Origin of the sequence: Chitinophaga sp. CC14, assembly GCF_048957795.1 — a bacterium.
GTDB lineage: Bacteria > Bacteroidota > Bacteroidia > Chitinophagales > Chitinophagaceae > Chitinophaga > Chitinophaga ginsengisegetis.
The window spans coordinates 225026-251508 of record NZ_JARBFY010000005.1 but is presented as its reverse complement, the minus strand read 5'-3'; the positions used below and the strand labels follow the sequence as shown (position 1 = coordinate 251508).

Below are 26483 nucleotides of genomic sequence, written 5' to 3'. Positions count from 1 at the left end.
GTGAAATTATCTCAAAAAGAAATACCGGTATAGGAGAAAATCGACATTTTATATACCGCCGAATGTTGAAAATGCTACCTTCGTATAGTATGCTGTACTGGAAATAGCTGATTTGTAACCAATATCTCAAACAATCCTTTCATGTCGTCTTCATTGGAAATAGTAACCAGGGTTCCCTGTGCATCACTACGACCTTTTGTGATGGAATATGTTTACAGGAAAGTAGCAATTCCTGCGGGAGCTTTGCTGGAGAAGGCAATGCCGTTATGGTGCCAGAGTACAATCGACTTCTACCTGGACGGACAAATTCAAAGTGTAGATTTTTCTTCCGGGAGGGAAATTCCTTTTTCTCCCTGTATAATCAGGGGAATCCGTACCCGTAAGAAATCTTTTATCCGTGTTGCCGGGAATTTTACCGCTTTTATTTTGAGGTTAACACCCGCCGGACTATACGGCTTGCTGGGCATCCCGGCTATTGAGTTTAAAGATCAGCTGATTGATTGCACGCTGATCCGGGCGTCGCTTTTTGCTGAAATAACAGAGCGCCTGATGGGTTGTAATGATATAGACAGCTGTGTGGCTGTTGTTGAACCTTATCTCATGAAAATGGCCGGTACTACGCTCATATCAGCGCCGGTAGATCATATGGCTATGCTTATTTCTGCTAACAGGATCCCGCCGGCTATTACAGGATTGCAGGAAAAAGTTTGCTTATCACACCGGCAGCTGGAAAGGAATTTTACTAAAGAAGTAGGGATCACCCCGAAATATTACAGCAGGATGATCCGCTTCACCAATATGCTTTATTATAAGATGCAATACCCTGCAATAAAGTGGCCTGCCGTTTCCTATGAATTTAACTATACGGATCAAACGCACCTCATCAGGGACTTTCAGCACTTCCTCGGTATCACGCCCAATGAATTTGCGTCCGATAATTTTGCCTGCCTGGAACATCTCCCGCCATCATTGAAGTGGCAGTCTTATTGAAACAACAGCTCCCGTTGCGTTTTGATCAGGTCGTGCGGGTATTCCATCGGGATCTCACTTACCTCGTCCAATAAAGCGATTTGTTCTTTTGTTAGATGAACCTGTAGCGAGGCAAGGTATTCATCGAGATGTGCCTTTGCCCTGGGACCAATTACCGGGAAGATGCCTTTTGAACAAATCCAGGCCACGGCCACATTGGCAGGACTGCTACCTGTTTCATCTGCAATAGCAATAACACGATCCAGTATGGCCTCATTGCGCCCGTTGTGAAGCTGCTTTTCATTGTTCATACGGGTGATCCGGCCGGTGCCGTTCTTCCTGTATTTGCCGGTAAGCAAGCCTCCTGCTAACGGCGAATAAGCCATAACGCCCAAACCAAAGTTGCCCGCCATTGGCAGCAACTCTTTCTCCGGCACCCGCTGAATGAGACTGTATTCCGTTTGTAACGCAATAACGGGTGCTTTAAAATGAAGATTAGCACTTGTAACAGCGGTAGCCACTTTCCACGCCGGGAAGTTCGATAACCCGCCGTATATAATTTTTCCCGCACTTACCAGGTCATCAAATCCACGTACCAGTTCTTCTACAGGGGTTACACCGTCGTCGAAATGCGCGATGTAAATATCAATACGGTCTGTTTTCAGGCGTTTCAGGCTTTGCTCCACAGACTGGATCATGGCTTTGCGGTTATTTCCCAGCGCACTGATGGCCGGCGTAGCACTTGCGCTCCGGGTAAATTTTGAAGAGATCACAAAGTCGTTCCGGTTTGCCGCAATAAATTCACCAATTACTTTTTCTGATTCTCCGTATTGGTAGGCGTCTGAGGTATCAATAAAATTTCCGCCGGCGTCCGCATAACTTTCCAGGATGCTAGTTGCTTCCGCTTTGCTTGCGCCATAGCCGGTAGTGGCGCCGAAGCTGGCGCCTCCCAATATCAGCTCGCTTACGTACAACCCGGTATTTGTGCCAAAGGTCTTATATTTCATAACTTGTTCTTTTTATTGAACACAAAAGTCAGCAGGAATGGGTTAGCCAGCAAGTACGGATAAATTTATCTATACCGCCAGCCTGAAAGAGAACATATACTTTTGAATTTTTTTTATGACATACCAGCGAAAAATTCCAATACTGGATTGCGGACATGAATATGTCCGGGAAATATTATACGGGCGATGGAAGGTTCCCCTGATTTATTACATTGCCAACGGTGTAAGCCGCCCCGGCGAACTGCAAAGGAAAATTCCTCACGCCAGCAGGAGAGTGCTGGATGCACAGCTGACGCAACTGGTGAAGCATGAAATTATCAGCAAAACTGTTTTTGACGAAACCGTGCCTAAAGTGGAATACCAGTTAACTGAATTTGGCTTAACCCTTATGCCCATGATGATGGCCATGATTAAATGGGGCAATAATAATATTGAACAGCTTAAAAGAGTGACCCGTTAAAGAAGCATCATAGCTGATAGATAAATGCAAAAGTATCCGGCTTGTCTGATTTTACCTGTAGGCTGCCACCCATTTTATTCATAAAGTCTTTACAGGTAACCAGTATCAGTTTATCTTCCTGCTGCGGCAGATCCAGCAACCGGAGCAGTGGCGGCGTAACCGCAATAGGGCTGCCCGTTGCGGTAAAGGTGGTTTGCCCGGCATGTTGTTGTACCTGTATATCAATAGTGCCATTATTTCCTGTGAGCGTAATCAGTTGCCGCAGGATGGTACGATGCACAAATTGCAGCATTTCAGCGTCTGCAGCTACCACGGTTGCGTCCGGGATGCTGGTGGTAATGCGGAATGATTGGTTGCCGGCTTCTGTTTCTATACCGGTGATTACTTCCGCGATCATCTCATTAATATCACAGGACACGGGATGATAGGCGAAATCGGAGAACTGCGATTTTATCCACCGGAGGATGCCGTCAAAATTGTCGAGGGTTCTGCGGGAGTCGAGTTCCACGCGCCCGATGCTGTCGAGCATGGCACGCTGGTTGTTTGTGCCGCGTTGCCACAACCGCGCGGTGTGGAGAATATCATTGATCGGTGCGCGGAAATCATGCGCTATCAATGATAATAACCTGTTCTTAAAATCATCCCCGGCCTGTAATCGTATGTTCTTCTCCGTTATATCTGCATTAAGCGCGGCCAGTGCCCTGGTATGCCGGCGGTAAGCATAATAGGAAAAGCAATAGATAGCGGTGAAGATGAGTAACAGTATGAGGAGTGCCAGCAGGAATATCAATAGTATCCGGTGACTGGTCCGCTGCAGGTTGCTTTGCCCGATGGCATGTTGCTGCAGCTGGCTGGCAATCTGCAGTTCCTGCATTTCCTGTTCTTTCAGGAAGTAGCTGATATGATCCACTACGGGCAGTTTACCCGCTTCGGATTGTTCAAACATGGCCAGCTGCCGGATGGATGCGCCATAAAGGGCTATCCGGCGCCAGTCTTTCCCCGGTAAATAATGTTTATATAATTTAGGGATCATTTTCATAATCACTTCATCGTCTCCTATTTCTTTTGCCAGCAGGAAAATCTTTTCTGCATAGGCAATAGAGTCTACATCGTATCCCATTGGCAGCACATCGCGGAGCATCAGCACATAGGCGGTTAAGGATTCATCGGGTAGCCCTCTCCGGTAGGCGTCGGCGGCAAGGTCTTTCAGCTGCTTTTCTGTTTGCCGGAAGGGTTTTGTTTTGATGGATGTCAGCGTTTCATAGATCCGGGATTCGTACCACTCCATGCTGTAAGGCTTCTTTGAAGAGATGGTGTGCAATTCGCGCAGCGCCCATTTTACGGAGTCAATTTTCGCGGGGTTATTCCAGTAGTATTCGAGGTAGTTAATCAGGTCGACCTTATAGTCGCCCAGTTCCGGGTATTTGCTGCCCAGCTGCAACGACCGCTGCTCATATTCCTGTGCTTTACCGAGATTGCCTTCCGCCCGGTAGGCGAGGGCCAGGTTGCTGAGATCAATGCTGATATTTGCGGAGTCGCTCAGTGCGTAGTCTATTTCCAGTGCCCTGTAATTATAGATGATGGCCAGTTTAAGATTTCTTTTTTTTGTGTAGAACAAGGCGAAATTCGTATAGGCGTAGGATTTACCTTTCTCATCCTGCCGGCGCAGGGCTATTTCCAGCGCTTTGGTGGCATACCAGAAACAGCTGTCGAGGTTATTGCGGTGATGATAAAAGGAAAGGCTGTTTAATAATTTAACATACTTAGCGCTGTCTTTTTCCTGTTGCAGCTTTTCATGCAGCTGCCGGAAGTTATCTGTTTGGGCAAGCGCTGTCATACTGCCGGTGAGCGCCATCAGCAGTAGGATACCATGCAAATATTTTAAGTAACCTTTTATCATAGTTTATTGCAATTGGTTAGGCTTAGCCAGCCGCAGGCTATAAGAGAATATCGCGCCTCCTTCCGGCAGGTTACCGGCTTTTAGCTGCCCGTTCATCTTATCAATAAAATCCCGGCAGATGATCAATGCAAGGCCGGCGCCTTCGTGCCCGCCACTATTCTCTTTTTTGTTACTGTATTCAAAAAGATGTGGTAAAATATCTTCCTGTATTCCCGGCCCGTTGTCTGCTATTGATAAGGTCATACTATCATGATCTGTGTGCGCTGTTATATGTATCACGCCTTTTTCCGGGGAGAATTTTATAGCATTGTGAATCAGGTTGCGGTGTACAAACTGGAGCATTTCCCGGTTTGCCCAAACGGTTGAAGACCCGGTATCCACCACTATCTGCAGCTGTTTGCTGCTGATCATTTTTTCCAGGTATTGGAGCACTTCCGGGATCATATCGGCAGGTGTACAGGGCTCCGGGGTATATACAAACCCGGACGACTGAGAGCTGATCCACGCCTGTATGTTATCAAAGATCTGCAGGGTATAGCCGGCGGTGCGTTCTACTTCCATCATCCACTCGTTTGCTTCTTCAGGCATTAACACTTCTTCTTTCAAAAAAACAGCAATATTAATGATATTGCTGAGCGGCGACCTGAAATCGTGTGCCACTACGGATACCAGCTTGTTTTTGAAATCGTCGTGTTCACGCAGCAGGATATTTTTTTCATTAATCTCCCGGTTCTTTGAGGCCAGGAGGATGGCATTCTTTTTTGTTTTTCTGAAAGCGCGGAAGAAATAGATGCCTGTTAAAGTAGCCAGCACCAGTAATATAGAAAGGAATCCTACCAGGAAAAGGCGGATCCTGCCTTCGAGTTGTTGTTTACCCAGTATTTTCTCCTGTATGGCGCGTTTGAGTTTCAGGGAATGTATATCATGTTGCTGGGTATAAAAGGAGATGTAATCCATTTCCCCATCGGATTTAACAGCGGTTCTTTTTTGCAGGATGTCCAGCAGCACACCGCTGTAATAGGCCGCGGTATCTGGTTTTCCTTGCTTTGTATACCAATCGTATAGCTGGATAGCATAGGGTAGCATGAGTGAGCGGTAGCCACCCTTTACAGATGATGCGATCATCTGCGCCAGGTATTGAATAGAATCTGCCTGGTGCATACCGGCGCTGGTGGCGGCCATCAGGCGGGCCGCATTCATAGCGGGGTAATAGTAACCATCTGCAGAAGCGGTGGTAATCAGGGCGCGCAATTTTTCCCGGGCAGCGGCCGTATTCTTTTCAAGCAGCAGGCGCCTTGTGTTCAATAGCTCCAGCTGAAACAGTGCAGGCTTATCATGATAGCGGTTGAAAACAGGACGGGCAGTTGCCAGTGCCCATTGAACAGAGTCTTGTTTGGAAGCGTCTTCCATATTTACGTCTGCGTACTGGCTTAATATGATGGCGTACATGGAATCGTTGCGGAGGCGGCGCCCTATGTCCATTGCTTTATTGACATAATGTACCGCAGAAGGGTGCTGACCGGATTGCTGGTAATACGCGCTGATACGCGCATACAGCTGGCCAATGCCGCTGCTGTCGTTCAGCTTTTTATATGCCTGGAGGGCGTCTATATAATAGCGGATACAAAGGTAGTTGTTGGTATTTAGTCCGTAGTAGTTGCCGAGAACATGCCAGGCGTCTGCCTTTCCTTTGGTATAATCCAGGCGGGTAGCAATTTCCCTGGCTTGTGTGGCATAATGAAAAGCGGAGTCCAGTTCTTTTTGCTGAAATAAAATAGCCTGGCGATTGAGTTGGTCTACATACCGCATACTGTCTGCCGGAATAACGCCGGCCTGTACTGCTCCTGCATAACAGAGCAGGCATACTGCCACAGATATTTTCCACACGGTGCTGTTGCGTCCAGGAAAATGAGCCTTCTTTTTTAACCGGCCGGCAAATAGCAATAACACATGACCCTGTTTCATGTTTTTCTACCTGTTTGGTTAATGATGAAGCGCCTGTGATAGTGGGAAGAAATACGTGTATTAATAATGAACAGTTGTTTCCCGGTGCGTGTTTCGGTTTTGTTTTTCAATAGTTATAGAAAGATAGGAGTGTATAATTGGATAATGCATTCCCGGTAATTAAAATTACCTGATTAACGTATGCTTAACGTTAGCCACACCTGAATATACGAAAATATTATGTCAGTGGATTTATTTCCGCTCCGGAGGGGGTAGAAGGGACCTAAAAGGTGGCTGGTAGTAACATTAAGCCCGCATAGCCATGCTGTGCGGGCTTAATAAGGCAATCATTATTTCTCTCCATAAATCACCAGCGCGCTGGATTCAATCATCACATCTCCGGAAGGGTATTTCTGGTTCACTGCTTCAAATACTTCTCTCTTTATTTTTTCTTTCATGGCATCATCGCATTTGCTGAGCGCTGCCACAATGGGGGCGCCTATCTCGGTCATCATATTCCAGTATACATCTGTTGTTTTACAGTTCAGTTTCCCGGTAATTTCTTTCTGGGAGATGTTTTTCAGTCCTGCTTTTTCGAATAAGCCGGCGATCAGCTGATCTTTCGCGCAACGGAACATTCCCGGTGCGTCCGGAGGTGGCGGCGGCAGTTCCATATTCCGGTTAATGGTGCCCATGATAGCGGTCACCCAAAAGTTTTTCTCCGGCACATTCCATACCGATGTGGCCATTCTGCCACCGGGTTTAAGCACCCGTACCATTTCATTTGCTGCCAGCTGCATGTCGGGGAAAAACATAAATCCGAACCGGCAGCTGATGGCATCAAATGTATTGTCGGCAAAGGGGAGTTCACAAACGTCACAGGCAACTGTTTCCACGTTTTGTATGCCTCTTCTGGCAGCATTTTCACGGGCTATTTCCAGCATGTGTTCAGCAAGGTCAGTAATTACTACCCTGCCGTTTTTCAGCTTTGATGCAATGGTGAGCCCCGGTTCACCGGTGCCTGCGGCTACATCCAGCACCACATCGTTTTCTTTAAGGTGGAGCGCCCGGATAATTTCATCGCCCATTGGCTGCAGAAAGTCCATCGTAAGTTCATCCCATTTTTTCCAGCCGGGAGAGAACTTATTCCAGGCATCCTTTTGCTGATCGCGGATTTGTTCAAGTACTTGTTCCATAATGTGGGGTTTAATTAAAAGGTTACAATAAATAATTACGCTTAACTCCTGTTGAAGCATTTGTGCCATTGATAATGAAAGTGCCAGACGTTTATGTTTGCTGACAACCAGGTGTTTGGGGTGTGTTGTGGCCTGGCGGTTGATCTGTTTGCCAAAAATAAGGTCTTTTAACGTGAAAATGGCGGGCGTTTTATTCCTGCTGCCATTGCGGGGGGCTTGGGGAAAATGGTGGTAAACGACCAGTATTTTAGTACCTTTGTGGCCATCAATAGAAGGCTTCAGATCTTTTCTGAAGCTTTTTATATTAAAATTCACAACGTTGGTAATGGATAGTGTGGTTTATGAGCCGTCTGTGTTCAGCCCTTTCGACGAGTCAACAGCCGTTAATGAATTAGCTGAAGGGCTTACCTTTTCATTGAACGGTGCGCCTCATCCGCTTTGCCTGCTGGCAGCAGGCCATTTACAGGCACATTTGCAGCAACAGCAGGAGTGGGAGCATAATTTTGGTTTACCGGGTAATGCGGCAGGCACAATTATCGGGAAGATGTTCGGCGTATTGATTGTAAGAACGAAAGATGATAAGCTGGGTTACCTGGCGGCATTCTCCGGCAAATTGGCGGGTGGCAACCACCATGCGAAATTTGTGCCGCCCATTTTCGACGGACTGGAACCCGGCGGGTTTGTGAATACCGGCATGCTGAAACTCACAGCAATCAATGAAGAAATCGGCATCCTGGAAGCGTTTGATGATGACGCAAGCGCAGAACAGGTCCGTCTTCTCAAAATATTACGGAAAAATCATTCTACTGCACTGCAACATAAAATTTTTGAACAGTATCATTTCCTGAATAAAGCCGGAACATCCAAAAGCTTAATCGAGATTTTTGAGCACACGCCCTCCGGTAAGCCACCTGCCGGGGCTGGCGAATGCGCGGCGCCCAAGTTACTGCAATACGCTTTCCGGCATGCAATGGAGCCACTGGCGCTGGCTGAATTCTGGTGGGGGCAATCGCCTAAATCAGACTACTGGCAGCATGGTCACTTTTACGCTCCCTGCCGTGAAAAATGTGCGGCCATATTAGCGCACATGCTGGGAGAGTAGGAGTTACTATATTTACCCCCGTAAATATCCGATATGAAACCATCAGCAAACAATTCATTACGCGCCAGGGCCGAAGCCTTTCAGGCGCTCCACCAGCGTTCCGGTATTTTTATTGCTCCCAACCCCTGGGATGCAGGATCCGCAAGGGTATTGGAACTACTCGGATTCAAAGCGCTGGCTACCACCAGCGCCGGTCTTGCTTTTTCTTTGGGTAAACCCGATGGCCACGCGGCCGTAACCCGGGAGGAAACGCTGCAAAACGTCCGGGACATTATTAACGCCACTGCGTTGCCAGTGGCGGCCGACCTGGAAAATGGTTACGGCGATGAGCCATCCGTATGCGTCGAAACGATACTGCTTGCGGCAAAATCCGGGCTGGCAGGAGGTTCTATAGAAGATGCCACCGGTAAGCCGGATGATCCGATCTATCCATTCGACCTCGCGGTAGCGCGCGTGAAAGCTGCTGTGGCGGCAGCGCGGAGTTTACCTTATCCTTTTACACTCACCGCAAGAGCAGAGAACCTTATCTATGGCCGCCCCGATCTTAAAGACACCATAAAGCGACTGGAAGCTTTTGCAGATGCCGGCGCCGATGTGCTGTTTGCCCCCGGACTGAAAACGCCGGAGGAGATAACCGCTGTGGTAAAAGCCGTAGCGCCCCGTCCTGTAAACGTGGTGATGGGACTTTCCGGCGGCAACTTTTCATTGCAGCAGCTGGAAGACCTGGGCGTAAAACGTGTAAGCCTTGGCTCCTCCCTGATAAGAGCCGCCTATGGCGCCATGTTCCGGGCAGCGGAGGAAGTATTGCATAAAGGCACCTTCGCTTATGCGGAGGAAGCAAAACCTTATGGAGAGATCAATACACTGTTCAGCGAATATTGAGCGTTTTAGTCCGCAACCAGAAAGACCAGAACAATTGCCGGCCCGACGCAACCGCCCCCTCAGATTGACGTCTTTCCCCCTCGTAGCTTCGGGAAGCGCTGGGTACATTTGTGAAACAAATTAATTCACTATGCGGAAGTTAATCATGAAGATGTCGGCTTCACTCGACGGTTTCGTATCCGACACCAATGACCAGAAAGATTGGGTTTTCAAAACCGGCGACGAGGAGTCACTGGCCTGGAGTGCCGGGGTAATCAGGGAGGCAGGGCTGATTATCATGGGCCGGAAGTCGTTTGAAACAATGGCCCCTTACTGGCCCACTGCCACCGGGCCTTTTGCTGAGCCGATGAACAACATTCCCAAGGCCGTTTTTACAAAAAAGGGATTCAAGGGTATTGATTTTGCGGAACAGTCGCCCGCCACGGCATCCTGGGCAGCGGCGCGGGTTTTCGACGGCGATCTTGCTGAAGGAATCAGGGCACTTAAAGCGGAATCCGGGAAGCCAATTGTAGCAATTGGCGGCGCGGGATTTATGCAAAATCTCATAGCAACGGGGCTCATCGATGAATATCACCTGGCTGTTCATCCCGTTGCATTAGGTTCGGGATTGCCCATCTTCAGCGCGCTGAAAACACCGGTTTACCTGAAGTTGGCAGAGGTAAAGGTTTTCCCGAAAGGAATCATCGCACATACTTACCACGTATAAGATTTATATCCGGAAGAATAAGCGCGTTGTCCCCGTCCGGCGATGTCGATCGTCATAGGATATAAACAACGCAGTATGAATACCAGCAGCTTATTCAGGCCATTCGCCCTGAAATCATTGCATACAAAGAATCGCTTTGTAATGTCCCCGATGACCCGGTCGTGTTCTCCGGGCGGCGTTCCTGCCGCCGACGTAGCCGGTTATTATAAACGGCGGGCCGAAGGAGAAGTGGGCCTCATCATTTCGGAAGGCACGGTGATTGACCGGCCTTCTTCGGCTAATGAAGCCAATGTTCCCAGGTTTTATGGAGAGGAATCGCTGGCCGGATGGCAGCAGGTGATCGACAGTGTACTGGCTGCCGGTGGCCAGATGGCGCCACAGCTCTGGCATTGCGGCATCCAGGAAAATCACGCATCCGGATGGCTGCCGCCGGCGCCGTTTGAAGGCCCTTCCGGAGCAGGCAATGGTATCGCCATGACCGATGCAGCTATTGCCGATACGATCATGGCCTTTGGCCGCGCCGCCGCCGATGCCAAACGCATGGGATTTAACAGCGTGGAAGTACAGGGCGCGCATGGTTATTTAATCGACCAGTTTTTCCGTAGCAACACCAATACAAGGACCGATTTTTTTGGCGGTAAAACATTGGCAGAACGCAGCCGGTTTGCCATAGCAGTTACCAAAGAAATACGCAGGCAGGTGGGAGATAATTTTGCTGTTATGATGCGGCTGTCGCAATGGCATCTTACAGACCTGCATAGTAAACTCGCCGCAACGCCGGCGGAAATGGCCGCGTGGTTAACACCACTGGCAGATGCAGGGATCGATATCTTCCACTGTTCTACACGCCGTTTCTGGGAACCTGAGTTTGAAGGATCAGGACTGAACTTCGCCGGCTGGGCAAAAAAGCTTACCGGCAAAGCCACTATCACCGTGGGTTCTGTAGGTTTGGATAAAGATATTATTTCATTGCACCGGGGAGAGGATTCCGCGCCGGCATCTCTCGAAAACCTGGTGCGCAGGATGGACGATAACGAATTTGACCTGGTGGCAGTAGGGCGGTCTATTCTTACAGATCCTTACTGGGTGCAAAAAGTAAAAGAAAACCGGTTGGGCGAACTGCAGGGATTCAACAGGGAAGCGTTGTACAGCCTCGTGTAAGCCGGTATCAATAACGCGTTAACAATAGATAACAGTTCTCCTATCACTCTGGCATAGTTTTATCATTTATGGTAGATGAACAAGAAGCTTAAACCGCCTGCAGTCGCTTAACTTCCATCTATTCATCACACATTCAAATTTTGTCATCATGAGAACGTTAAAATATCTTATCGTTACAGTTACACTCATATCCGGGTTAAGCAGTTGCCTGGTTGTGCGCGACAGGCCAGGGTATTATCCGCGTCATCATCATCATTATTATCATCACGGATATTATTGGTAATAACATACCCCTGAAATTACAGCACAATCCCCGCATTGTACCTGTGGCGTGGTTATCATCCTCTTTACTTTTGTGTGAGTAACATAAAAACTAACGAAGATGAATACACGAAACAGGTACAGCTGGTATAAGCAGTTATTGCTGGCGATGCCATTAGCAGGAGCCATCACCGCAGCAGGACAAAATACACATGCAACGGAACAGGCAGGGATCAGTCCCTGGGGAAAATCAGACGAAATTGGCACACTGAATATGATGAGCGACAGTAATAATCTTTCCCTGTTCTCCAGGATAAGAACGGGGAAAGTTTATGATCTCGGTGTGGAATACTTTACGGGAATGCCCGGCTTCACTGCCTTGGGCGACCCTCCCTATCAATACTGGCTTACACATACACCCCGCGGTACTGTTGTTGGCAACGTTACCAAACAAGGCGATGAGATGAACAGGAAAGTAAGTTATACCGGTGATGCCGTATCCATGTACACGCATACCGGCACACACATCGACGCACTTTCCCACTTTGGTTTGAATGGCAGGATCTGGAACGGATACTCGGCAGATGAACACCTGGGCGACCGTGGCTGGGATAAAGGTGGTGCAGAAAATATTCCGCCCATTATCGGAAGGGCTGTGCTGATCGACATTCCCGCCTGGAAAGGCGTGGAGGTGCTTCCCGGAAACTACGTGATCACATTGGCAGAGCTGCGGCAACTGTTACAAGCGCAACACCTCGACATTCAAAAAGGAGACATTGTGCTGATCAGAACAGGACTCATGAAATATTTCTACACCGACACGGAACGGTTCATGAGCAACACACCAGGCATGAGCATGGAAGCCATAAAATGGCTGATAGAAGAAAAAGGGGTGATGACGCTGGGCGCTGATAACCTGAGCGTAGAGGTAATGCCTTCCGGCAACGATAAAAACTGGTTGCCGGGGCATACTTACCTGCTCGCACAAAAAGGCGTGATGTTTATTGAGTTGTTGTATCTCGAAGAATTGTCTGTTGCAAAGATAAAGGAGTTTGTTTTTATCGGGCAGCCTCTAAAGCTGAGAGGCGCCAGTGGCGCGCCCGTCCGTCCCCTGGCTATCCCGTTGTAATTCTTCCGCTATTTCATCGCGTTCACGTACGATCAGTTTCATCACCTCATTTCCCTTTTTTATAAACTCAAAAGTGAGGTCACGGTCTTTCGAAAAGAAGAGATTTTCTTTCTCTGCATAAAGCGAAAAGTTTTTATCGCCTATCTGCATAAGGAGTGATCCAGCTTCCGCCTTTATATACATAGCAGCGGTTTGCGGGCCTTTATATTTACCGGCGTAGCTACGCAGTACATCAGCCGGTAATGTAAGGGCCTTTCTTTTATTGATATAAGGCGCCGGGCCGTGGTCGTAACTCAGCACCCGCGTCATTTTCCAACTACCGTTTTTCAGCAGCCACAGATGGGTGAATTTTGCAAGTCCTTCTGCATGTTCCTTCTTTCCTTTTTCCTGTACATAAAACAGGTGGCTGCCGGTAAGTATGGCGCCGTATATCACGCCATCTTTTTTGAGCGGGAATGCTTTGATGCTGCTGTCGATCACTTCTCTTCTTAAAGTAAAACTATCCCTGTTGCTGCAAACTCCTTTTTCAAATGATTGCGCCAAAGCGGGTATACCGAGCGTGATGCCTCCTTTGTCGTGATAGAATTCTATGTCTTCCGAGAAGTAACTCATCATTTTTGATACGTCACAATTATTATACGCCTGCCAGAAAAGACTATCGTGATGCAGTATGACGGCAGACAGTTGTTGATCGTTGTTCTGTGCCACGGATATGCTGCGGAAGGAGAGCATACTTACCAGTACCAGGGTGGCGACTATAAGCTGTTTTTTCATTAGGGAAATTGTTTATGTAATAGAATGACGGCTTGTCTGGTACAAAGATAGATTATTACATGGTACTATTCAATACATAGTACTATGTAATTTATAATAAACTTTACAAGTGGTAATAATTACACGTTAGAGCGGCGTATTCAGCTTTGATTGCACCGTAGCCACATGATCATCTTTCACGGCTTCGAGGTACAACCGGTAGTGTTCCGGATTTTCAGGTATGGAGATAGTAATGAAGGCGCCCGTGCCCAGTTTTCTTAAAAAGATGTTGTTGCCATCACCATCTGTTTTTACAAGATACCATTCAAGCTTTACACCGGAGTTGTTAGCAGCGGGTTTCCATTCATTGTTGTTGTAAATAAGTGCATGATAGGTGAGCCGGTCGTCCGGATAGGTGGTTCTGGCTGGTCGTAGTATATGGATACGCGGAATAGCCGGTTCGCGGAAGGTGTTGCTCCATAAGTATCCCAGCTGGTAGAAGGATGATTTATATCTTCCCCAATGATCGGTGAGGCCGTCAAATGTTACATAGTCCCGTGTTTCCAGGTCCTGCCAGCTGGTAATGAAAGCTGGTTGCCGGTTACCTGGCAGGTGGGCGTAAGCCGCTACCGGTATCTGGCTGAAATAATGGGGAAGGGTAACGGATGCCAGTTGCGACAAACCGGTGGTATCGTTCCCCATCACAATGCCGAATGCATCTGCCTGTGGTAACTGCTGATGCAGCATTTCCAGGTCGCCGGCTATATGGCTGTTCATGGCCACGTCTATTGTCAGTGGTCTGGTAGCATCTATGGCCTTAATGGCGGTCATCAGGTTGCCGAGCCAGATGATAAAGTTCTGTTGCTGATAAAGTAGCTCCGGCTTAAAGTACTCTTTTAAAAGCTGCTGCCATACGGTGTCGCCGATGTTCCAGGCTACTATGCTGCGGTCGTGTTTCAGTGCTGCTACCCGGTGAAGGATAGTTTTCCGGAGATCGGAAAGCATGGCCGCATCTTTATCCATATCTGTTATGGCAGGAATCCAGAAGCCATAATGAATATTTATATCCAGTTCTTTTGCCACATGCAGGATGTTCCTGTCGTATACACCAGGGCCAAAGCGGCGGATGGTATTGGCGCCAAGTGCTTTCATGCCCGTGAAATCTTTGGTGATCTCCCGGCGGGTAAGGGCGTGTAAATTCCTGAACCAGTTTTCTCCTTTCTGATAATTTATTCCCCGGATGCTGTCCGGCAGTGGTATAGCAGCCGTTACCCGGCCGGATGGCGGCGTTGTGATGATATTGCCGTAAGGGATTGTTTTCCCGGACTCACGGATACGGGTATACTTTTCTGCTGCAGCAAATACTTTTCCGGGTTCCTGTAATTTCCAGTTAAGCTTGTCTCCTGCAACGGGGCGTAATACGTTTTTATCCTGGTCGCTGTTAAATAGTATGAAGGCGTGTATTTCACTGAAGGAATGATCAATTGCGTTAAAGGCATCGTTTAGCCATAGCTGTTGGTTGCCGGCGGCGGCGAGCGAGCCCATTTCAGCTACCATCACGGGCAGGCCGGAACGGAATACCGGCAGCTGATGAAACGGCGCATACAATTCCCGGAAAGCATATGACTGCCCGTTTTCATTTTGCGGTCCATAGTTAAGCCCCGTCACCCCGATCCAGTCGACATACGATGTTCCGGGAAAATATTCCGTTGCCGCTGTGGCGCGCCACGGGTGCCACACCCAGATAACATTGCCGGCGCCATTGCGCTGAAAGAGGTCATATACATATCTCCAGGCGGCTTTGAACTCTTCCGGTGTGTTGTTACCGGTTTGCGACCAGGGATAGGCGGGGTTATCCGCTTCATGCGCAAAGCGAAGGTATACCGGCCGGTTCAATGATTTAATCCGGGCAGCAAACCGCAGCAGGTATTCATCAAAAGCGCCTGCGCTGATACGCGCAAACACCTTTTGTTCTTTATGCAGTGCTGCATTTTTAAACAGGGAGGTCCAGGGTTCCCAGGTGATCATGGGTAGCGACCCGTTGTTGTAAATGGCGGTTATCAGCGAGTCGGGTAAGTTGCATTGCGGCGCATCTCCCCAGGGCAGATACAACGATATGATGTTGAAGCGGGCGTTAAACTGTTGCTGGTAGTCCTTTACCTGTTGAATGGCAGTGAGACCGTTTGTTTCATCCGGACTGAATATCCCGGTGTAAAATGTTTTTTGTTTATGTGTTGCCGGATGCAAAACAGCAGCGGGTTCGGGATTGCTTCCAATCATATACCCCGTTAATATAACAATTGCCAGGAGTAAGGGCAACCCCAGCTTACGGAAGGCCGCGTACAAATGAAGATGCCGGAAAAGCCATAATTGCTTCTTTAACAGTAACGGGTATATGAGCACGATCCTTAGCCAATGATATTTTACCGCCAGGCGGCGCAGGCGCAGACTGGCAATAATATTGAACATCATGATCAGGCAGTTCACGCCTGCGATGCCGGCCATCACAAGGGAATAGGGATTCCAGTCGTACGACAGCCCGTAAGCAATCGCCGCCAGTGAAGTAAGCAGCACCAATATATTAGGTATGTTCAGCTGCCAGTTATCAGCTCCGCTGTCGTCTTTAGGAGTGGGAATATACGGAACCTTCTTCCGGATAACAGTATACACGAGTCCTAGGATATAGATCCACCAGGTACCGATCAGCAGGAGGCCGCCTACCACATGAAAGCCTCTTTCTGTTTCTTCCATCACCCATCGTTGTACAAAATGACGGATCAGGATAATTGCTGTAACGGTAGGCAATCCCAGCAGGGCAAAGTTGATAAAGTCTACCCGCAAAGGTATCAGCCCGGTAAACAGGGAGAGAACAGGGATGAGGAAATTTATAAAGAAAACAATGCCGGATAAATAATGAAAGGGAATGGTGCCATAGTGCAGGCGTTGCCGCCAGGTAAAAGACCGGAATAATTTCGGGTAGGAGGTAACCAGTAATTCCAGGGTGCCACGGGCCCATTTCAGTTGTTGGGCGTAATAGGCCGACATGGTGGCCGGTACCAGGCCCCTGGTGAGTACAGCTGGTACATACACCGATTTCCAGCCTTTGGCATGCAGCTGCATAGCGGTATGCATGTCTTCCGCAAGACCGCTGGCGTGTCCTCCGATAGAATCCAGCGCGGCTCTCCGGAAGGTACAGTTAGCACCGATGGCCAGCACGGTGCCATAACTATTCATGGTGGCCATGATAGGGCCGTAGAACTGGAAGGTTTGCTGGGCCGCACCTTTGGCCACGAGGCTGTCGCCCAGGTTGCTGTATGCCTGAACAATCTGCACAAACCCTACTTCCGGGTTATTGAAATGTGATACAATTACGTCGAGGAAGTCCGGCGAAGGAACATGATCCGGGTCCATCACCACGCAGAGCTCCCCGGTAGCCTGTTTCAAGGCATTGTTGATGTTGCCGGCTTTGGCATCTTCACGGGTAAATCTTGTTACATGTTTTACGCCGAGTTGTTTACATACTTCAATCAGGTAAGGGTCGTTGGCTTCATCGCAGAGATAGGTGGTATGCGGATAGGTGATGGCCTGTATAGCCGTTAACGTTTCCACGATCATGGCATAGGGTTCGCCCGGACAAAAGGTAGTAAAGATGTCAACCGTAAAGGGATGTTGCGTTTCCGGCGTTTCCGGTACTGAAATGGAAAAATAGTGATACCATTCATGGAGTATGGTGAGGCAGTTAAAAACAAGACCAGCCATCAGGATCCAGTAAAAAGGAGCATAACCTATCTGTGCCTTGTTTAAAAGACAATACAGCAGGTAAATCATGCTGCAGGCGCCCAGCAGGATCATGAGCCGTAGCGTAAAGCGTTCCCGGCGCGAAGGTGGTAAAATAGGTGATGGTCTATCTATCATCGACTGACTACGTAAAATGGTGTATTGGCGGTAGCAAAATGTCCTTTATTATCAGAAACGGTGGCAAAGATCCTGTAAGGTCCTTCTTTTACAGGAGAACGGAACGTGATCTTATTTCCCTGCGGAGGCAGCAACAGGTTGTTGTAAGCAACGGGTTTCTGCAGGTTGGGCTCGTCCTGGTTTTTGGTGTGCCAGTCTTCCGCCAGTATCTCCCAGGTAATCCGTAAGGGGCCACCGGCGGTGTCCCGTAACAGGACTTCCGCGGTTTGCAGGCTGTTGGGATTTAATAAGATGTTGTCCCTGGCGCCTTTGCCGTTCAGTAATACATACCTTAATGCCGGGGCCTTGTAAGGAGGCCATTTGCCGGTCCACAGGTATTCCATCACGGCTACGGTTTCCGAAGCTTCACCCTCTTTTGTAAATAAGCTGAACCAGGTATGTGTTACTTCCTGTTTATTGCCCCAGTAAAAAACGCAGGCGCCGAGGAAGCGCGGATCTTTCACCGGCATGTACTCCTGGTAACGCTGCAGGTATTCTTCCGCCTTTTGGGTGCTGTTGTACTCAACCGGCGCTCCCCATGTGGTGAACGCCGCCGACTCCCACGGGCCGTTGATACCCCATTCCGTAATCAGGAAAGGACCATCCCAGAACCACGAAAAGTTGTCCAGGTTGCGTTGCAGGTCACGCAGCTCACCAAAAATATTCATCGAAATAAGGTCGAGGCCCGTTACTTTTAACCGGATGTTATAGATACACCGTTTGTTGAAATTTATCAGCGCAGTAGTTACCGGGTGATCGGGATCTTCCGTATGGATCATTTTCAAAAGGCGGTTATAAGCCGTGTAAAAGCTGTTGTACTGCGGTTTGTAGGGGAAATCAATTTCATTGCCAAGGCACCACATCAGCAATGCGGGATGCGACTTATACCGGTTTACCACGTTCCTGAAAGCCGTGTATTGGGTGGCTACTTTAGCCGTATCGTTATAGTAGGGTAAAAATCCGCTGACAGGCATGGGAAAACCTGCTATCACTGCTATATGATTGGCGTACGCGTCGTCCAGTATCTTACCGAGGTGTAAGGTATCCCAGGTACGGATGGTATTGCCACCGGCCGCAGATAGTTCCCGGAGATTTTCAAAACCAGCTGCCCCTTTTATTGTAAAGGGTTGTCCTTCGCGGTATAACTGGTATTGGTCGCCCTGTTTGCCGATGTAAACCTTGCCCTTACGCAACGGAGCAGGGGACGACAGGCAACCGGTAAGGACAGTGAGCAACGCAGCATGAAAACAAATCTTCTTAAGCATTCACCAGGTATAATATAATATATTACTTACAACACGAAACCGAATATAATATAAAATCAGAAACTTATGCAGCCGGGGGATAGTATCTTCATTTTCCCGGACATAAAAGAAAATTGCTTATTTTCAATGGCACAGGCCATTAAACGATTATAATGAAACTACGAAAAGTACTCACCGGGGCAGCGCTTTGCTGTATACTGTTCTTTTCTGCCAGCGTGCTGGCACAATCGGGAAAACCAGGCGTTACAGATATCACCTTCCACATGCTCACCTGGGTGAAACACCTGGATAACGACGTCGATAAATATTTCAAACGTGAAAAAGGAGAACAGCTGAACCAACAGCTGGAAGCCCTGAAACAGGAATTGAATAATTACCGCAAAGCCAGGAAAACACTTTCAGACAGTTTGTTCCGGAATAATATTGCCCCCGGTAAAAAAGACGACTATAACCTGGAAGCGCTTAAAGTAAAAATGAGCGCGGTGATGGAAAAACTGCGAGAGGTTACTGACCTGGTAAATCCTGAACTCCAGGCGGAAGGAGATAAACTCAATGAAGAAATTTACAATGCTTTATACAGCGACCAGCCTAAGTATTTATCTTACCTGGAAGCATTCCTGGGCGGTTTGGAGGTCACTAAAAAGGACCTGGCACTGGATGGCAGCACGGCTTATTCGCGCCTCGGAGACTGTGTGAATATCATCGCTTCACTGGAGGGGAAAATTAACAGGAAGATGGGGCAATGATCTTCACAAGCCTTTCCCTTTGCTTACCCAGTCATTGTTTTTAATACTGAAACGATAGGGGAGATAGGCATCTTCCCCGGCATATTGCACGCCTACACGGGTAGATACCGTAATCGCATCTTCCGGAATATCCTTGCCGGATTCAATCCATACTTTCTTCCCGGTAAGGCTTTCCCCGTTCAGGCCGGCATCGATACCCATTGCCTTGCAGAGGCTACCCGGGCCCGCTGTGAGTTTGGCGGAGGGCTTGTTGTTATAACGCTGCTTCATCATCTCTATACCATCAACAGGCTGCAGCGCCCTGATCAATACCGCATGCGGCGTATCTTCAATGTTGGTGACCACGTTAAAAAGATAGTGAATACCATAACATAAATACACATACGCAAATCCGCCCGGCTTGTACATCACTTCCGTGCGTTTGGTACGGCGGTTATTCCAGGCATGCGAGGCCCGGTCGCCGCTGCCTGCATAGGCTTCTGTTTCCACAATCATACCAGCGGTGCGAACGCCATTGATATAGGTAACCAGTATTTTCCCCAGCAATTGTTTCGCAATGGTTGTCACCTCGTGCTGCTGATAAAATTCATGCTTTAACTTAGCCATCGAAATAAATATCCCTGTTTTAAAAAATGAATTTATGTTATTTGCATAATTATAAACATCATTATGGAAGAAATAAAGTGGGGAATCATAGGTTGTGGAGATGTGACGGAAGTCAAAAGTGGCCCGGCTTTTAATAAAGTGCCGCATTCGTCACTGGTAGCGGTTATGCGCAGAGACGCTGTAAAAGCGCAGGACTATGCCCTGCGGCATGGCGTGCCCAAATGGTACAGCAATGCTGAACAGCTGATCAACGATCCGGAGATCAACGCCATATATATTGCCACACCGCCTTTGCAACATGAGGAATACACCCTCCTTGCTTTGTCGAAAGGAAAACCGGTGTACGTGGAAAAGCCAATGACGCTGGATGCCGCATCAGCCATCAGGATGAAAGCCGCATCGGATCAATACAACGTAAAACTAAGCGTGGCGCACTACCGGCGCGAGCAGCCGGTATTCTTAAAAATAAAAGAGCTGCTGGCGGATAACGCCATCGGTGATATCCGTTTTGTATCGCTGCAAATGCTGCAGCCGCCGGCTTCCAGCCTGATAGCTGATTCGACGGTCAACTGGCGGATAGATCCCGCTGTTTCCGGTGGCGGCCTGTTTCACGACCTGGCCCCGCATCAGCTCGACCTGATGATCTATTTCTTCGGAAAGCCAAAGCACGCTGCCGGGATCGCCGCGAACCAGGCGGGAGTCAACCAGGCAGATGACCTGGTAACCGGGCATATCTTATTTGAAAACGGCGTAGTGTTTAACGGCATGTGGTGCTTTACGGTGTCGCCCGCTGATCAGAAGGACTGTTGCGAAATAACCGGATCATCCGGCAAAATCAGCTTCCCCGTGTTTGGCAGTAAAATAACATTGAGCAAAGAAGGACATACAGAAGAATTTATTTTTGACCCGTTGCAACATGTGCAGCAACCCATGATAGAAAAGGTAACGGCCTATTTCCTGGGCAAAGGCGCTAATCCCTGTTCCGCAGAGCAGGCTATTTTATCAATGGAGCTGATGGACCAGTTCACGAAATCCGCGAAAAAAAGTCCCGGTAATTAGGTGAATACCCAACTATTTGCGTATCTTAATTCCTGCAGAGAGCAGCATTCAACCATATCGCTCATTCAGAAGAACCAGTTGAACAGGACCCACGTTATTGATTAACTACTTGACCGAGTAGTGTGATGCAGACATATCCTCCCGGATATGAACTTTATGTTACGAATGCAGTGAACACTTAATATTCAAATTATCCTGTAATATTTTCGCGCTCATGAAACCTATCTTCACACTTCTGTCAGTACTGTTATTATGCTGCATAATCAGGCAGCCATTGCTTGCACAAACAACGCAGGCGTCGATTTCGGGGATTGTCTCTGATGATACCAAACAACTGATTCCGGGTGCATCTGTACTGGTGCGCAACGAATCAACCGGCTTTAGCAGCCGTACTATTTCAAACGCCAAAGGAGAGTACCTTATTAAAGAGTTGCCACTCGGCGGACCATATACGATCCAGGTAACAGCGATGGGATATGCCGAACAAAAACGCACCGGGTACTCACTCAACCAGGGCGATGTGATCCGCGCCAACTTCCAGATGCAGACAACCGCGGTAGCCATGAAGGAAATCACGGTGTCGGGCGCAGCGCTCCGCAACAAAACAGAAAACTTTGGCGCAGCCACCACGGTAACGGCAAGGGATATTGCCCGCCTGCCGGTGAATGGCCGTAACTTCAGCAGCCTCATAGATCTTTCGCCGCTCAGCAGCGGAAGCAACCTGGCAGGACAGCTCGGCTCTTCTACCAACATCACCATTGATGGTACCTCCGCAAAGAACCCGACTTCCAGCAGTGGCACCAACACCCGTATCGGCGGCCCATACGCTATTTCAATGGAAGCCATCCGGGAATTCAAAGTAGTTACCAACCAGTACGATGTTACCTTTGGCCGCAGCGGTGGCGGTACCATCAGCACGGTAACCAAATCAGGTACCAACACTTTTTCAGGTAGCGCCTTCACCTTCGTAAGGGCCGATGCGTTATCCAGCAAATACGACGCCCGCGGTAACAGGCGCCAGAACGACTTCTCCACCTATCAATACGGCTTCTCTTTAGGCGGCCCTATCATTAAAAATAAACTACACTTCTTCGTAGCGTGGGATCACCAGGCCGATTCACGCCCCCTGCAACTGGCGGATATCAAAACACCGGCAGATGAAAAACGGTTCAACGTTACACAGTCGACACTGGATACTTACCTCGGTATTGCACGCGGCAAATACGGCGTAGCCTCCACGCCGCAGTTCGGATCTTTCAACAAGAAACGCGGTACAGATGCGGCTTTTGCACGTATCGACTGGCAGCTTAACGAACGGAACCTCCTCACCATCCGCGATAACTATGTAAACGACCGCGCACCGCTGGGTCGTGACGATAACACCGCCATCAATCTCTATGAAGTATATGCAGATGCGCATGCCATCAACAACAGCTTGCTGGCTACCCTGCGTACCGTGGTGAATCCCAGGATTACGAATGAGCTGAAACTGCAACATCTGTATACTTTTGAAGAAAGCTCACCCGGCAGCCAGCTGCCTGCACAGAATATTCCACGTGCTATCGTGGAGAGAGTGGAGTCCAGCATTGACAATAAATCCGTGTTTACCTCCATCCAGCTCGGTGGACAACGTTACTCGCCGGAACACTTCTACAATAACGTATTCCAGCTGGTAGACAATCTTTATTACAATACCAATAAAGCAAACTATACTTTTGGCGCCGATGTGATGTACAGTCACATGAACTCACTGTATGGCAGTGAAATGAACGGCCGTTTTTATTTCACCGGTATGGATAATTTCAATAACCTGAAACCTTACCGTTATGCCCGCGAAGTAGCACTGGCAGATGATCCCAGCGTGAACCAGAATATTCTCAGCGGCGCCTTATACGCACAGATGCAAACCTACCTGTTCCCTGGTTTTGAAATGATTGCCGGTCTCCGTGCCGATTATACCACTTACCTGAACAAGCCCAACTTCAATCAAACCGTGTATGACGAGCTGGGACTGAGCACTGATAACTCGCTGAAAACTTTCCAGCTGCAGCCACGTATCCAGTTCAACTGGGACATCAAGGAAAAGCATACAGATTACCTGCGCTTCGGTGCGGCCATCTTCGGATCAGACATAAACAACTATGCCATGATCAACAACATGTTGTTTGATGGTACGAAAGTACTTACTGTGGATATACAGGGCGCCGGTGTACCCGTTCCCGATTTCCCGGCATACCGCAAAGATCCTTCTACCGCACCGGGTAAGGAAATGTTCGATAAGCTCGGACTGCCACGCCAGGGTACCATTAACATGAATGGTAAAGATGCCAGGATCCCGGTTGTGTACAAAGCGAACATCTCCTATAATCACCTGTTCTCCGACCGCTTTAAAATGGGCGTGACTTTCTTCACCACTATTGCGCGTCACAACTATATGTATGTAGATCGTAACATGGCGGATCAGCCTTTCTTCCGTTTGTCGAATGAAGGTAACCGCGGCGTATATGTGCCTGCATCTACGATCAACGTAACCAATGGCGCTACCGACTGGACCAAAGGCCGTAAGAGCACCAATGTAGGCCGTGTGCTGGAACTGAACAGCGATGGTAAAGTGAACCAGTTTGCCTTTGTGGTAGATGGTACTTTCCGTTATTTCAGAGACGGGGAAGTTTCTGTTAGCTACACCTGGAACGATGCAAAAGATAATACCTCTTATAACGGCGACGTAGCCAACACGGCTACTTTGTCGCTGATGGTAAAAGACGATCCGCGTAATCTCAGCACTATGAGCTATTCCGATAACCAGTTCCGTCATAAGGTGGTGGTATACGGTACACTGCCCACCTTCTGGGGAATTAATGTAGGTGTGCGTTATTCCGGTATAGGCGGTACACGTTATTCGCTGGCTGTAGGCGGTAACGTAAATGGCGACTTCGTAAACTCAAACGACCTGGCCTATGTATTTGACGTGAACAATGCCAATGTGCCGCAGAAGATCCGTACCGATCTCCAGGCGATTTTAGATAATCCTTTAGCCGATGAAAGCGTGAAAGATTACATCCGCAGAAGCAGCGGGAAAGTAGCAGAAAGAAATGGTGGTGTAAATGGCTTCTATGGTGTATGGGATCTGAGGATCGCTAAAAAGATCCGGTTTGGTAAGAAGCAGTACCTGGAGCCATCTGCCGATTTCTTTAACCTCGCCAATATGTTTAACAAAGAATGGGGTACCAGTAAATTACTGGGCAAACAGAATATTTATTCTTTAGGTGGTTTCGATCCTGTTACCTCCACTTATAAATATAACGTGAACGTGAACTCAGGTGTAGTAGTGCCGGGCGGTAACCCGTGGCAGATTCAGCTGGGGCTCCGTTACGGTTTTTAATAAAAACGGGTTAAAGCGAAATAACTGTTTGAAAACAATACAAAGGGGGATCGCCGTTACAGGCTGGTCCCCCTTTCTACTTGGATTACTGGCAGGAGAATTAATTATCGTTAAATTTGCCTGATTGATATTGAATATTTATGAAACAGGATTTATCAGAGATTTCTCTGGCCCCACTATTAAAGTATTTCAATGATCTTATTCCGCTGAACAGTATGGAAAGGGAGCTCATTGTAGCCAGGTTTCAGCCCCGTCTGTATCGCAAAAGACAATATGTGCACCAGGAAGGCGATATTTGTTCGCAACTCAGCTTCGTAATACGTGGTTGCCTCCGGATGTATAAAGTAGATGAAAAGGGAAACACGCATATTTTACAGTTTGCAGCGGAAAACAAGTGGATCAACGATCTTGGAAGCTTCCACAGCAGAAAAGCCTCAGAATTAAACATAGATGCCCTGGAAGATACAATGGTTTTGCAGATCAGTTACGATAACCTTATTTCACTTTATATAGAGGCTCCGAAATTTGATCGTATTTTCAGAGTTTTGACTGAGAACAGTTTTATTACCCTTCAGAAGAGACTGCTGCAAAACCTCAGTTCCTCTGCAGAAGATCACTACAACTCGTTTTTAGAGGTTTACCCCGATTTGTCTAACCGCCTTCCCCAGACCCAGATAGCATCCTTTTTGGGTATTACGCCCGAGTTCCTGAGCCGTTTGCGTAGCAAGCGCACAAAGAACTCTTAAACCAGATCAATATTTTTTCTTGATGTAGTTTATTGGCCTGCAGATAGACGTTGCTGAACTTTGTGCTATCAAATTCTAAAAAGAGATAGTATGAAAACAACTTCGAAAGTGGCCATCATAGGTATGGGAAACATAGGACAGGTAGTTGCCGCAAACCTGGCTAAAGCTGGCCGCCCCTTTATTGCAGCCGACAGGAATGTTGACAAGGCAAAAGAACTTGCCGGAAAATGGGGCGCATCAGCTCAGGCAGGGGATATTCATTATGCAGTGAAAGAAGCGGGTATTGTGGTGCTAGCCATTCCATTTGGCGCGATTGCTGATTTTATAAATCAATATGCTGCCGATCTGGAAGGTAAGATTATTGTGGACCCATCCAATCCAATTGCTCCGGATGAAAAAGGCGGGTTCAAAAAAATCATCGCTGAAAACCAATCTGCCGGCGCAATAAACGCAGCGGCTTTACCGAAAAATACCTGGCTGGCAAAAGCATTGGGAACATTAGGCGCCGGTTCGCTGGCAAACGCTGCGTTTCAAACGCCGGAAAGGGCCATACTGTTCTATGCAACAGATGATACAAGCATTAATGCCGATGTGGAGCAGTTGATCATCGATAATGGTTTCGAACCGGTACGTATTGGCGGACTTGACAAATCCATCAGGATCGAGGTATTTGGGGATCTTCACGAATTTGGTGCGTTGGGTAAAACGGTTACATTAAAAGAGGTAAAAAACATATAGTATGGCAAGGGAAGAAAAAATACAATTGATGAACCGGTTTGTGGAATTTATAAATACAGCAAACCCTCAACTGGCAGATGAATTGATTAGCCCTGATGCGGTCTTTCATGTACCTGGTAACCCTGAGCCTATGCGTGGTCCGGAAGGTTATCTGGCGATTATTGGTATGATGCGTAGCGGGTTTCCCGATATTCAATGGAGCCCCGACGACATCGTTATCGATAATGATAGGGTAGCAGTACGTTTCACGATGAAGGGAACTCATAAAAACATATTCTTTGGGATTGCTGCAACGGAAAGGTCAATTGAGATAAAAGCAATGAACTTTTACTATTTTAAAGAAGGACAGATTATTGAGGAGCATGGTATGCCGGATATGTTTGGGCTGTTGCTTCAGCTGGGAGCAGTGATAAACGCCGGGTGAATCTTACAGGAATGAGGCTTTTGGCAGCTTTATGCAACAGGCCTCCGGATTTATGCACCGGAAAAGCTGCAAAGAATAAAAACAGGGTGCGGT

Annotated in this window: 22 protein-coding genes; 14 read left to right on the top strand and 8 right to left on the bottom strand. The window is 48.0% G+C overall.

What is annotated here, in order from left to right; all coding sequences use genetic code 11:
* Nucleotides 1–141: 141 nt before the first annotated feature.
* Nucleotides 142–990, top strand: coding sequence for a helix-turn-helix domain-containing protein (locus tag PV783_RS20605; protein WP_420989393.1), 849 nt, complete (start codon nt 142–144; stop codon nt 988–990).
* On the opposite strand, the gene PV783_RS20600 is transcribed toward PV783_RS20605, so the two are convergent.
* A complete protein-coding gene (locus PV783_RS20600; RefSeq protein WP_420989392.1) occupies nt 984–1976 on the bottom strand; it encodes an aldo/keto reductase in 993 nt (330 codons plus the stop codon). The genes PV783_RS20605 and PV783_RS20600 overlap by 7 nt on opposite strands.
* Nucleotides 1977–2091: 115 nt before the next feature.
* Between PV783_RS20600 and PV783_RS20595 the strand changes: the two genes are divergently transcribed.
* Nucleotides 2092–2436: a winged helix-turn-helix transcriptional regulator gene (locus tag PV783_RS20595; protein WP_420989391.1), complete on the top strand. Its 345-nt coding sequence runs from the start codon at nt 2092–2094 to the stop codon at nt 2434–2436.
* Between the two features lie 7 nt (nt 2437–2443).
* Here the strand turns inward: PV783_RS20595 and PV783_RS20590 are convergent, their stop codons facing one another.
* The 3 genes from PV783_RS20590 to PV783_RS20580 all read right to left on the bottom strand — a co-directional run bounded on the left by PV783_RS20590 (nt 2444) and on the right by PV783_RS20580 (nt 7476).
* Nucleotides 2444–4312, bottom strand: coding sequence for a hypothetical protein (locus tag PV783_RS20590; RefSeq protein ID WP_420989390.1), 1869 nt, complete (start codon nt 4310–4312; stop codon nt 2444–2446).
* A 27-nt stretch (nt 4313–4339) separates the two neighbouring features.
* Nucleotides 4340–6301, bottom strand: coding sequence for an ATP-binding protein (locus PV783_RS20585; RefSeq protein ID WP_420989389.1), 1962 nt, complete (start codon nt 6299–6301; stop codon nt 4340–4342).
* 329 nt (nt 6302–6630) lie between these two features.
* Nucleotides 6631–7476: a class I SAM-dependent methyltransferase gene (locus tag PV783_RS20580; RefSeq protein WP_420989388.1), complete on the bottom strand. Its 846-nt coding sequence runs from the start codon at nt 7474–7476 to the stop codon at nt 6631–6633.
* 325 nt (nt 7477–7801) lie between these two features.
* Here PV783_RS20580 and PV783_RS20575 point away from each other — a divergent pair, with 325 nt between their 5' ends.
* The 6 genes from PV783_RS20575 to PV783_RS20550 all read left to right on the top strand — a co-directional run bounded on the left by PV783_RS20575 (nt 7802) and on the right by PV783_RS20550 (nt 12717).
* Nucleotides 7802–8578, top strand: a complete 777-nt coding sequence (locus tag PV783_RS20575) for a pseudouridylate synthase (protein ID WP_420989387.1) — start codon at nt 7802–7804, stop codon at nt 8576–8578.
* A gap of 33 nt (nt 8579–8611) precedes the next feature.
* Nucleotides 8612–9460 (top strand): isocitrate lyase/PEP mutase family protein, encoded by an 849-nt coding sequence (locus PV783_RS20570; RefSeq protein WP_420989386.1) that lies wholly within the window; start codon nt 8612–8614, stop codon nt 9458–9460.
* Nucleotides 9461–9590: 130 nt separating this feature from the next.
* Complete coding sequence (locus PV783_RS20565) at nt 9591–10166, top strand: dihydrofolate reductase family protein (protein ID WP_111579741.1); 576 nt, start codon at nt 9591–9593, stop codon at nt 10164–10166.
* Between the two features lie 75 nt (nt 10167–10241).
* On the top strand, nt 10242–11327 hold the full coding sequence (locus tag PV783_RS20560; RefSeq protein ID WP_420989385.1) for an NADH:flavin oxidoreductase: 1086 nt from the start codon (nt 10242–10244) through the stop codon (nt 11325–11327).
* 148 nt (nt 11328–11475) lie between these two features.
* On the top strand, nt 11476–11610 hold the full coding sequence (locus PV783_RS20555; RefSeq protein WP_420989384.1) for a hypothetical protein: 135 nt from the start codon (nt 11476–11478) through the stop codon (nt 11608–11610).
* Between the two features lie 99 nt (nt 11611–11709).
* On the top strand, nt 11710–12717 hold the full coding sequence (locus PV783_RS20550; protein WP_420989383.1) for a cyclase family protein: 1008 nt from the start codon (nt 11710–11712) through the stop codon (nt 12715–12717).
* Here the strand turns inward: PV783_RS20550 and PV783_RS20545 are convergent.
* The 3 genes from PV783_RS20545 to PV783_RS20535 form a co-directional block, all read right to left on the bottom strand.
* On the bottom strand, nt 12661–13491 hold the full coding sequence (locus tag PV783_RS20545) for a DUF4440 domain-containing protein (RefSeq protein WP_420989382.1): 831 nt from the start codon (nt 13489–13491) through the stop codon (nt 12661–12663). The two genes, PV783_RS20550 and PV783_RS20545, sit on opposite strands and share 57 nt — an antisense overlap.
* A 126-nt stretch (nt 13492–13617) precedes the next feature.
* Nucleotides 13618–17385 carry a glycosyltransferase gene (locus PV783_RS20540; protein ID WP_420989381.1) on the bottom strand — a complete coding sequence of 1256 codons (3768 nt, stop codon included), beginning with the start codon at nt 17383–17385 and terminating at the stop codon, nt 13618–13620.
* Nucleotides 17382–18689, bottom strand: coding sequence for a hypothetical protein (locus PV783_RS20535; RefSeq protein ID WP_420989380.1), 1308 nt, complete (start codon nt 18687–18689; stop codon nt 17382–17384). Before PV783_RS20535 ends, PV783_RS20540 begins: the two co-directional genes overlap by 4 nt.
* A 152-nt stretch (nt 18690–18841) precedes the next feature.
* Between PV783_RS20535 and PV783_RS20530 the strand changes: the two genes are divergently transcribed.
* A complete protein-coding gene (locus tag PV783_RS20530; RefSeq protein WP_420989379.1) occupies nt 18842–19435 on the top strand; it encodes a hypothetical protein in 594 nt (197 codons plus the stop codon).
* Nucleotides 19436–19438: 3 nt separating this feature from the next.
* Here the strand turns inward: PV783_RS20530 and PV783_RS20525 are convergent, their stop codons facing one another.
* Entirely contained in the window at nt 19439–20041 is a 603-nt protein-coding gene (locus PV783_RS20525; RefSeq protein WP_420989378.1) for a DNA-3-methyladenine glycosylase, read from the bottom strand.
* A 63-nt stretch (nt 20042–20104) separates the two neighbouring features.
* Here PV783_RS20525 and PV783_RS20520 point away from each other — a divergent pair, with 63 nt between their 5' ends.
* From PV783_RS20520 to PV783_RS20500, 5 genes are all read left to right on the top strand, one after another.
* Nucleotides 20105–21100 (top strand): Gfo/Idh/MocA family protein, encoded by a 996-nt coding sequence (locus PV783_RS20520; RefSeq protein WP_420989377.1) that lies wholly within the window; start codon nt 20105–20107, stop codon nt 21098–21100.
* Between the two features lie 214 nt (nt 21101–21314).
* Nucleotides 21315–24482: a TonB-dependent receptor gene (locus tag PV783_RS20515; protein WP_079472930.1), complete on the top strand. Its 3168-nt coding sequence runs from the start codon at nt 21315–21317 to the stop codon at nt 24480–24482.
* A 140-nt stretch (nt 24483–24622) separates the two neighbouring features.
* The gene (locus PV783_RS20510; protein ID WP_420989376.1) at nt 24623–25228 is read left to right on the top strand and encodes a Crp/Fnr family transcriptional regulator; all 606 of its coding nucleotides are present in this window, start codon (nt 24623–24625) and stop codon (nt 25226–25228) included.
* Between the two features lie 90 nt (nt 25229–25318).
* On the top strand, nt 25319–25966 hold the full coding sequence (locus PV783_RS20505; protein WP_079472932.1) for an NADPH-dependent F420 reductase: 648 nt from the start codon (nt 25319–25321) through the stop codon (nt 25964–25966).
* A gap of 1 nt (nt 25967) precedes the next feature.
* Complete coding sequence (locus PV783_RS20500; RefSeq protein ID WP_420989375.1) at nt 25968–26390, top strand: ester cyclase; 423 nt, start codon at nt 25968–25970, stop codon at nt 26388–26390.
* Nucleotides 26391–26483: the final 93 nt, after the last annotated feature.

Bases quoted from the DNA above. Each gene is read 5' to 3' on its own strand.
- PV783_RS20605 (WP_420989393.1), top strand. From the start codon at position 142: ATGTCGTCTTCATTGGAAATAGTAACCAGGGTTCCCTGTGCATCACTA.
- PV783_RS20600 (WP_420989392.1), bottom strand. From the start codon at position 1,976: ATGAAATATAAGACCTTTGGCACAAATACCGGGTTGTACGTAAGCGAG.
- PV783_RS20595 (WP_420989391.1), top strand. From the start codon at position 2,092: ATGACATACCAGCGAAAAATTCCAATACTGGATTGCGGACATGAATAT.
- PV783_RS20585 (WP_420989389.1), bottom strand. From the start codon at position 6,301: ATGAAACAGGGTCATGTGTTATTGCTATTTGCCGGCCGGTTAAAAAAG.
- PV783_RS20580 (WP_420989388.1), bottom strand. From the start codon at position 7,476: ATGGAACAAGTACTTGAACAAATCCGCGATCAGCAAAAGGATGCCTGG.
- PV783_RS20575 (WP_420989387.1), top strand. From the start codon at position 7,802: ATGGATAGTGTGGTTTATGAGCCGTCTGTGTTCAGCCCTTTCGACGAG.
- PV783_RS20570 (WP_420989386.1), top strand. From the start codon at position 8,612: ATGAAACCATCAGCAAACAATTCATTACGCGCCAGGGCCGAAGCCTTT.
- PV783_RS20565 (WP_111579741.1), top strand. From the start codon at position 9,591: ATGCGGAAGTTAATCATGAAGATGTCGGCTTCACTCGACGGTTTCGTA.
- PV783_RS20560 (WP_420989385.1), top strand. From the start codon at position 10,242: ATGAATACCAGCAGCTTATTCAGGCCATTCGCCCTGAAATCATTGCAT.
- PV783_RS20555 (WP_420989384.1), top strand. From the start codon at position 11,476: ATGAGAACGTTAAAATATCTTATCGTTACAGTTACACTCATATCCGGG.
- PV783_RS20550 (WP_420989383.1), top strand. From the start codon at position 11,710: ATGAATACACGAAACAGGTACAGCTGGTATAAGCAGTTATTGCTGGCG.
- PV783_RS20545 (WP_420989382.1), bottom strand. From the start codon at position 13,491: ATGAAAAAACAGCTTATAGTCGCCACCCTGGTACTGGTAAGTATGCTC.
- PV783_RS20540 (WP_420989381.1), bottom strand. From the start codon at position 17,385: ATGATAGATAGACCATCACCTATTTTACCACCTTCGCGCCGGGAACGC.
- PV783_RS20535 (WP_420989380.1), bottom strand. From the start codon at position 18,689: ATGCTTAAGAAGATTTGTTTTCATGCTGCGTTGCTCACTGTCCTTACC.
- PV783_RS20530 (WP_420989379.1), top strand. From the start codon at position 18,842: ATGAAACTACGAAAAGTACTCACCGGGGCAGCGCTTTGCTGTATACTG.
- PV783_RS20525 (WP_420989378.1), bottom strand. From the start codon at position 20,041: ATGGCTAAGTTAAAGCATGAATTTTATCAGCAGCACGAGGTGACAACC.
- PV783_RS20520 (WP_420989377.1), top strand. From the start codon at position 20,105: ATGGAAGAAATAAAGTGGGGAATCATAGGTTGTGGAGATGTGACGGAA.
- PV783_RS20515 (WP_079472930.1), top strand. From the start codon at position 21,315: ATGAAACCTATCTTCACACTTCTGTCAGTACTGTTATTATGCTGCATA.
- PV783_RS20510 (WP_420989376.1), top strand. From the start codon at position 24,623: ATGAAACAGGATTTATCAGAGATTTCTCTGGCCCCACTATTAAAGTAT.
- PV783_RS20505 (WP_079472932.1), top strand. From the start codon at position 25,319: ATGAAAACAACTTCGAAAGTGGCCATCATAGGTATGGGAAACATAGGA.
- PV783_RS20500 (WP_420989375.1), top strand. From the start codon at position 25,968: ATGGCAAGGGAAGAAAAAATACAATTGATGAACCGGTTTGTGGAATTT.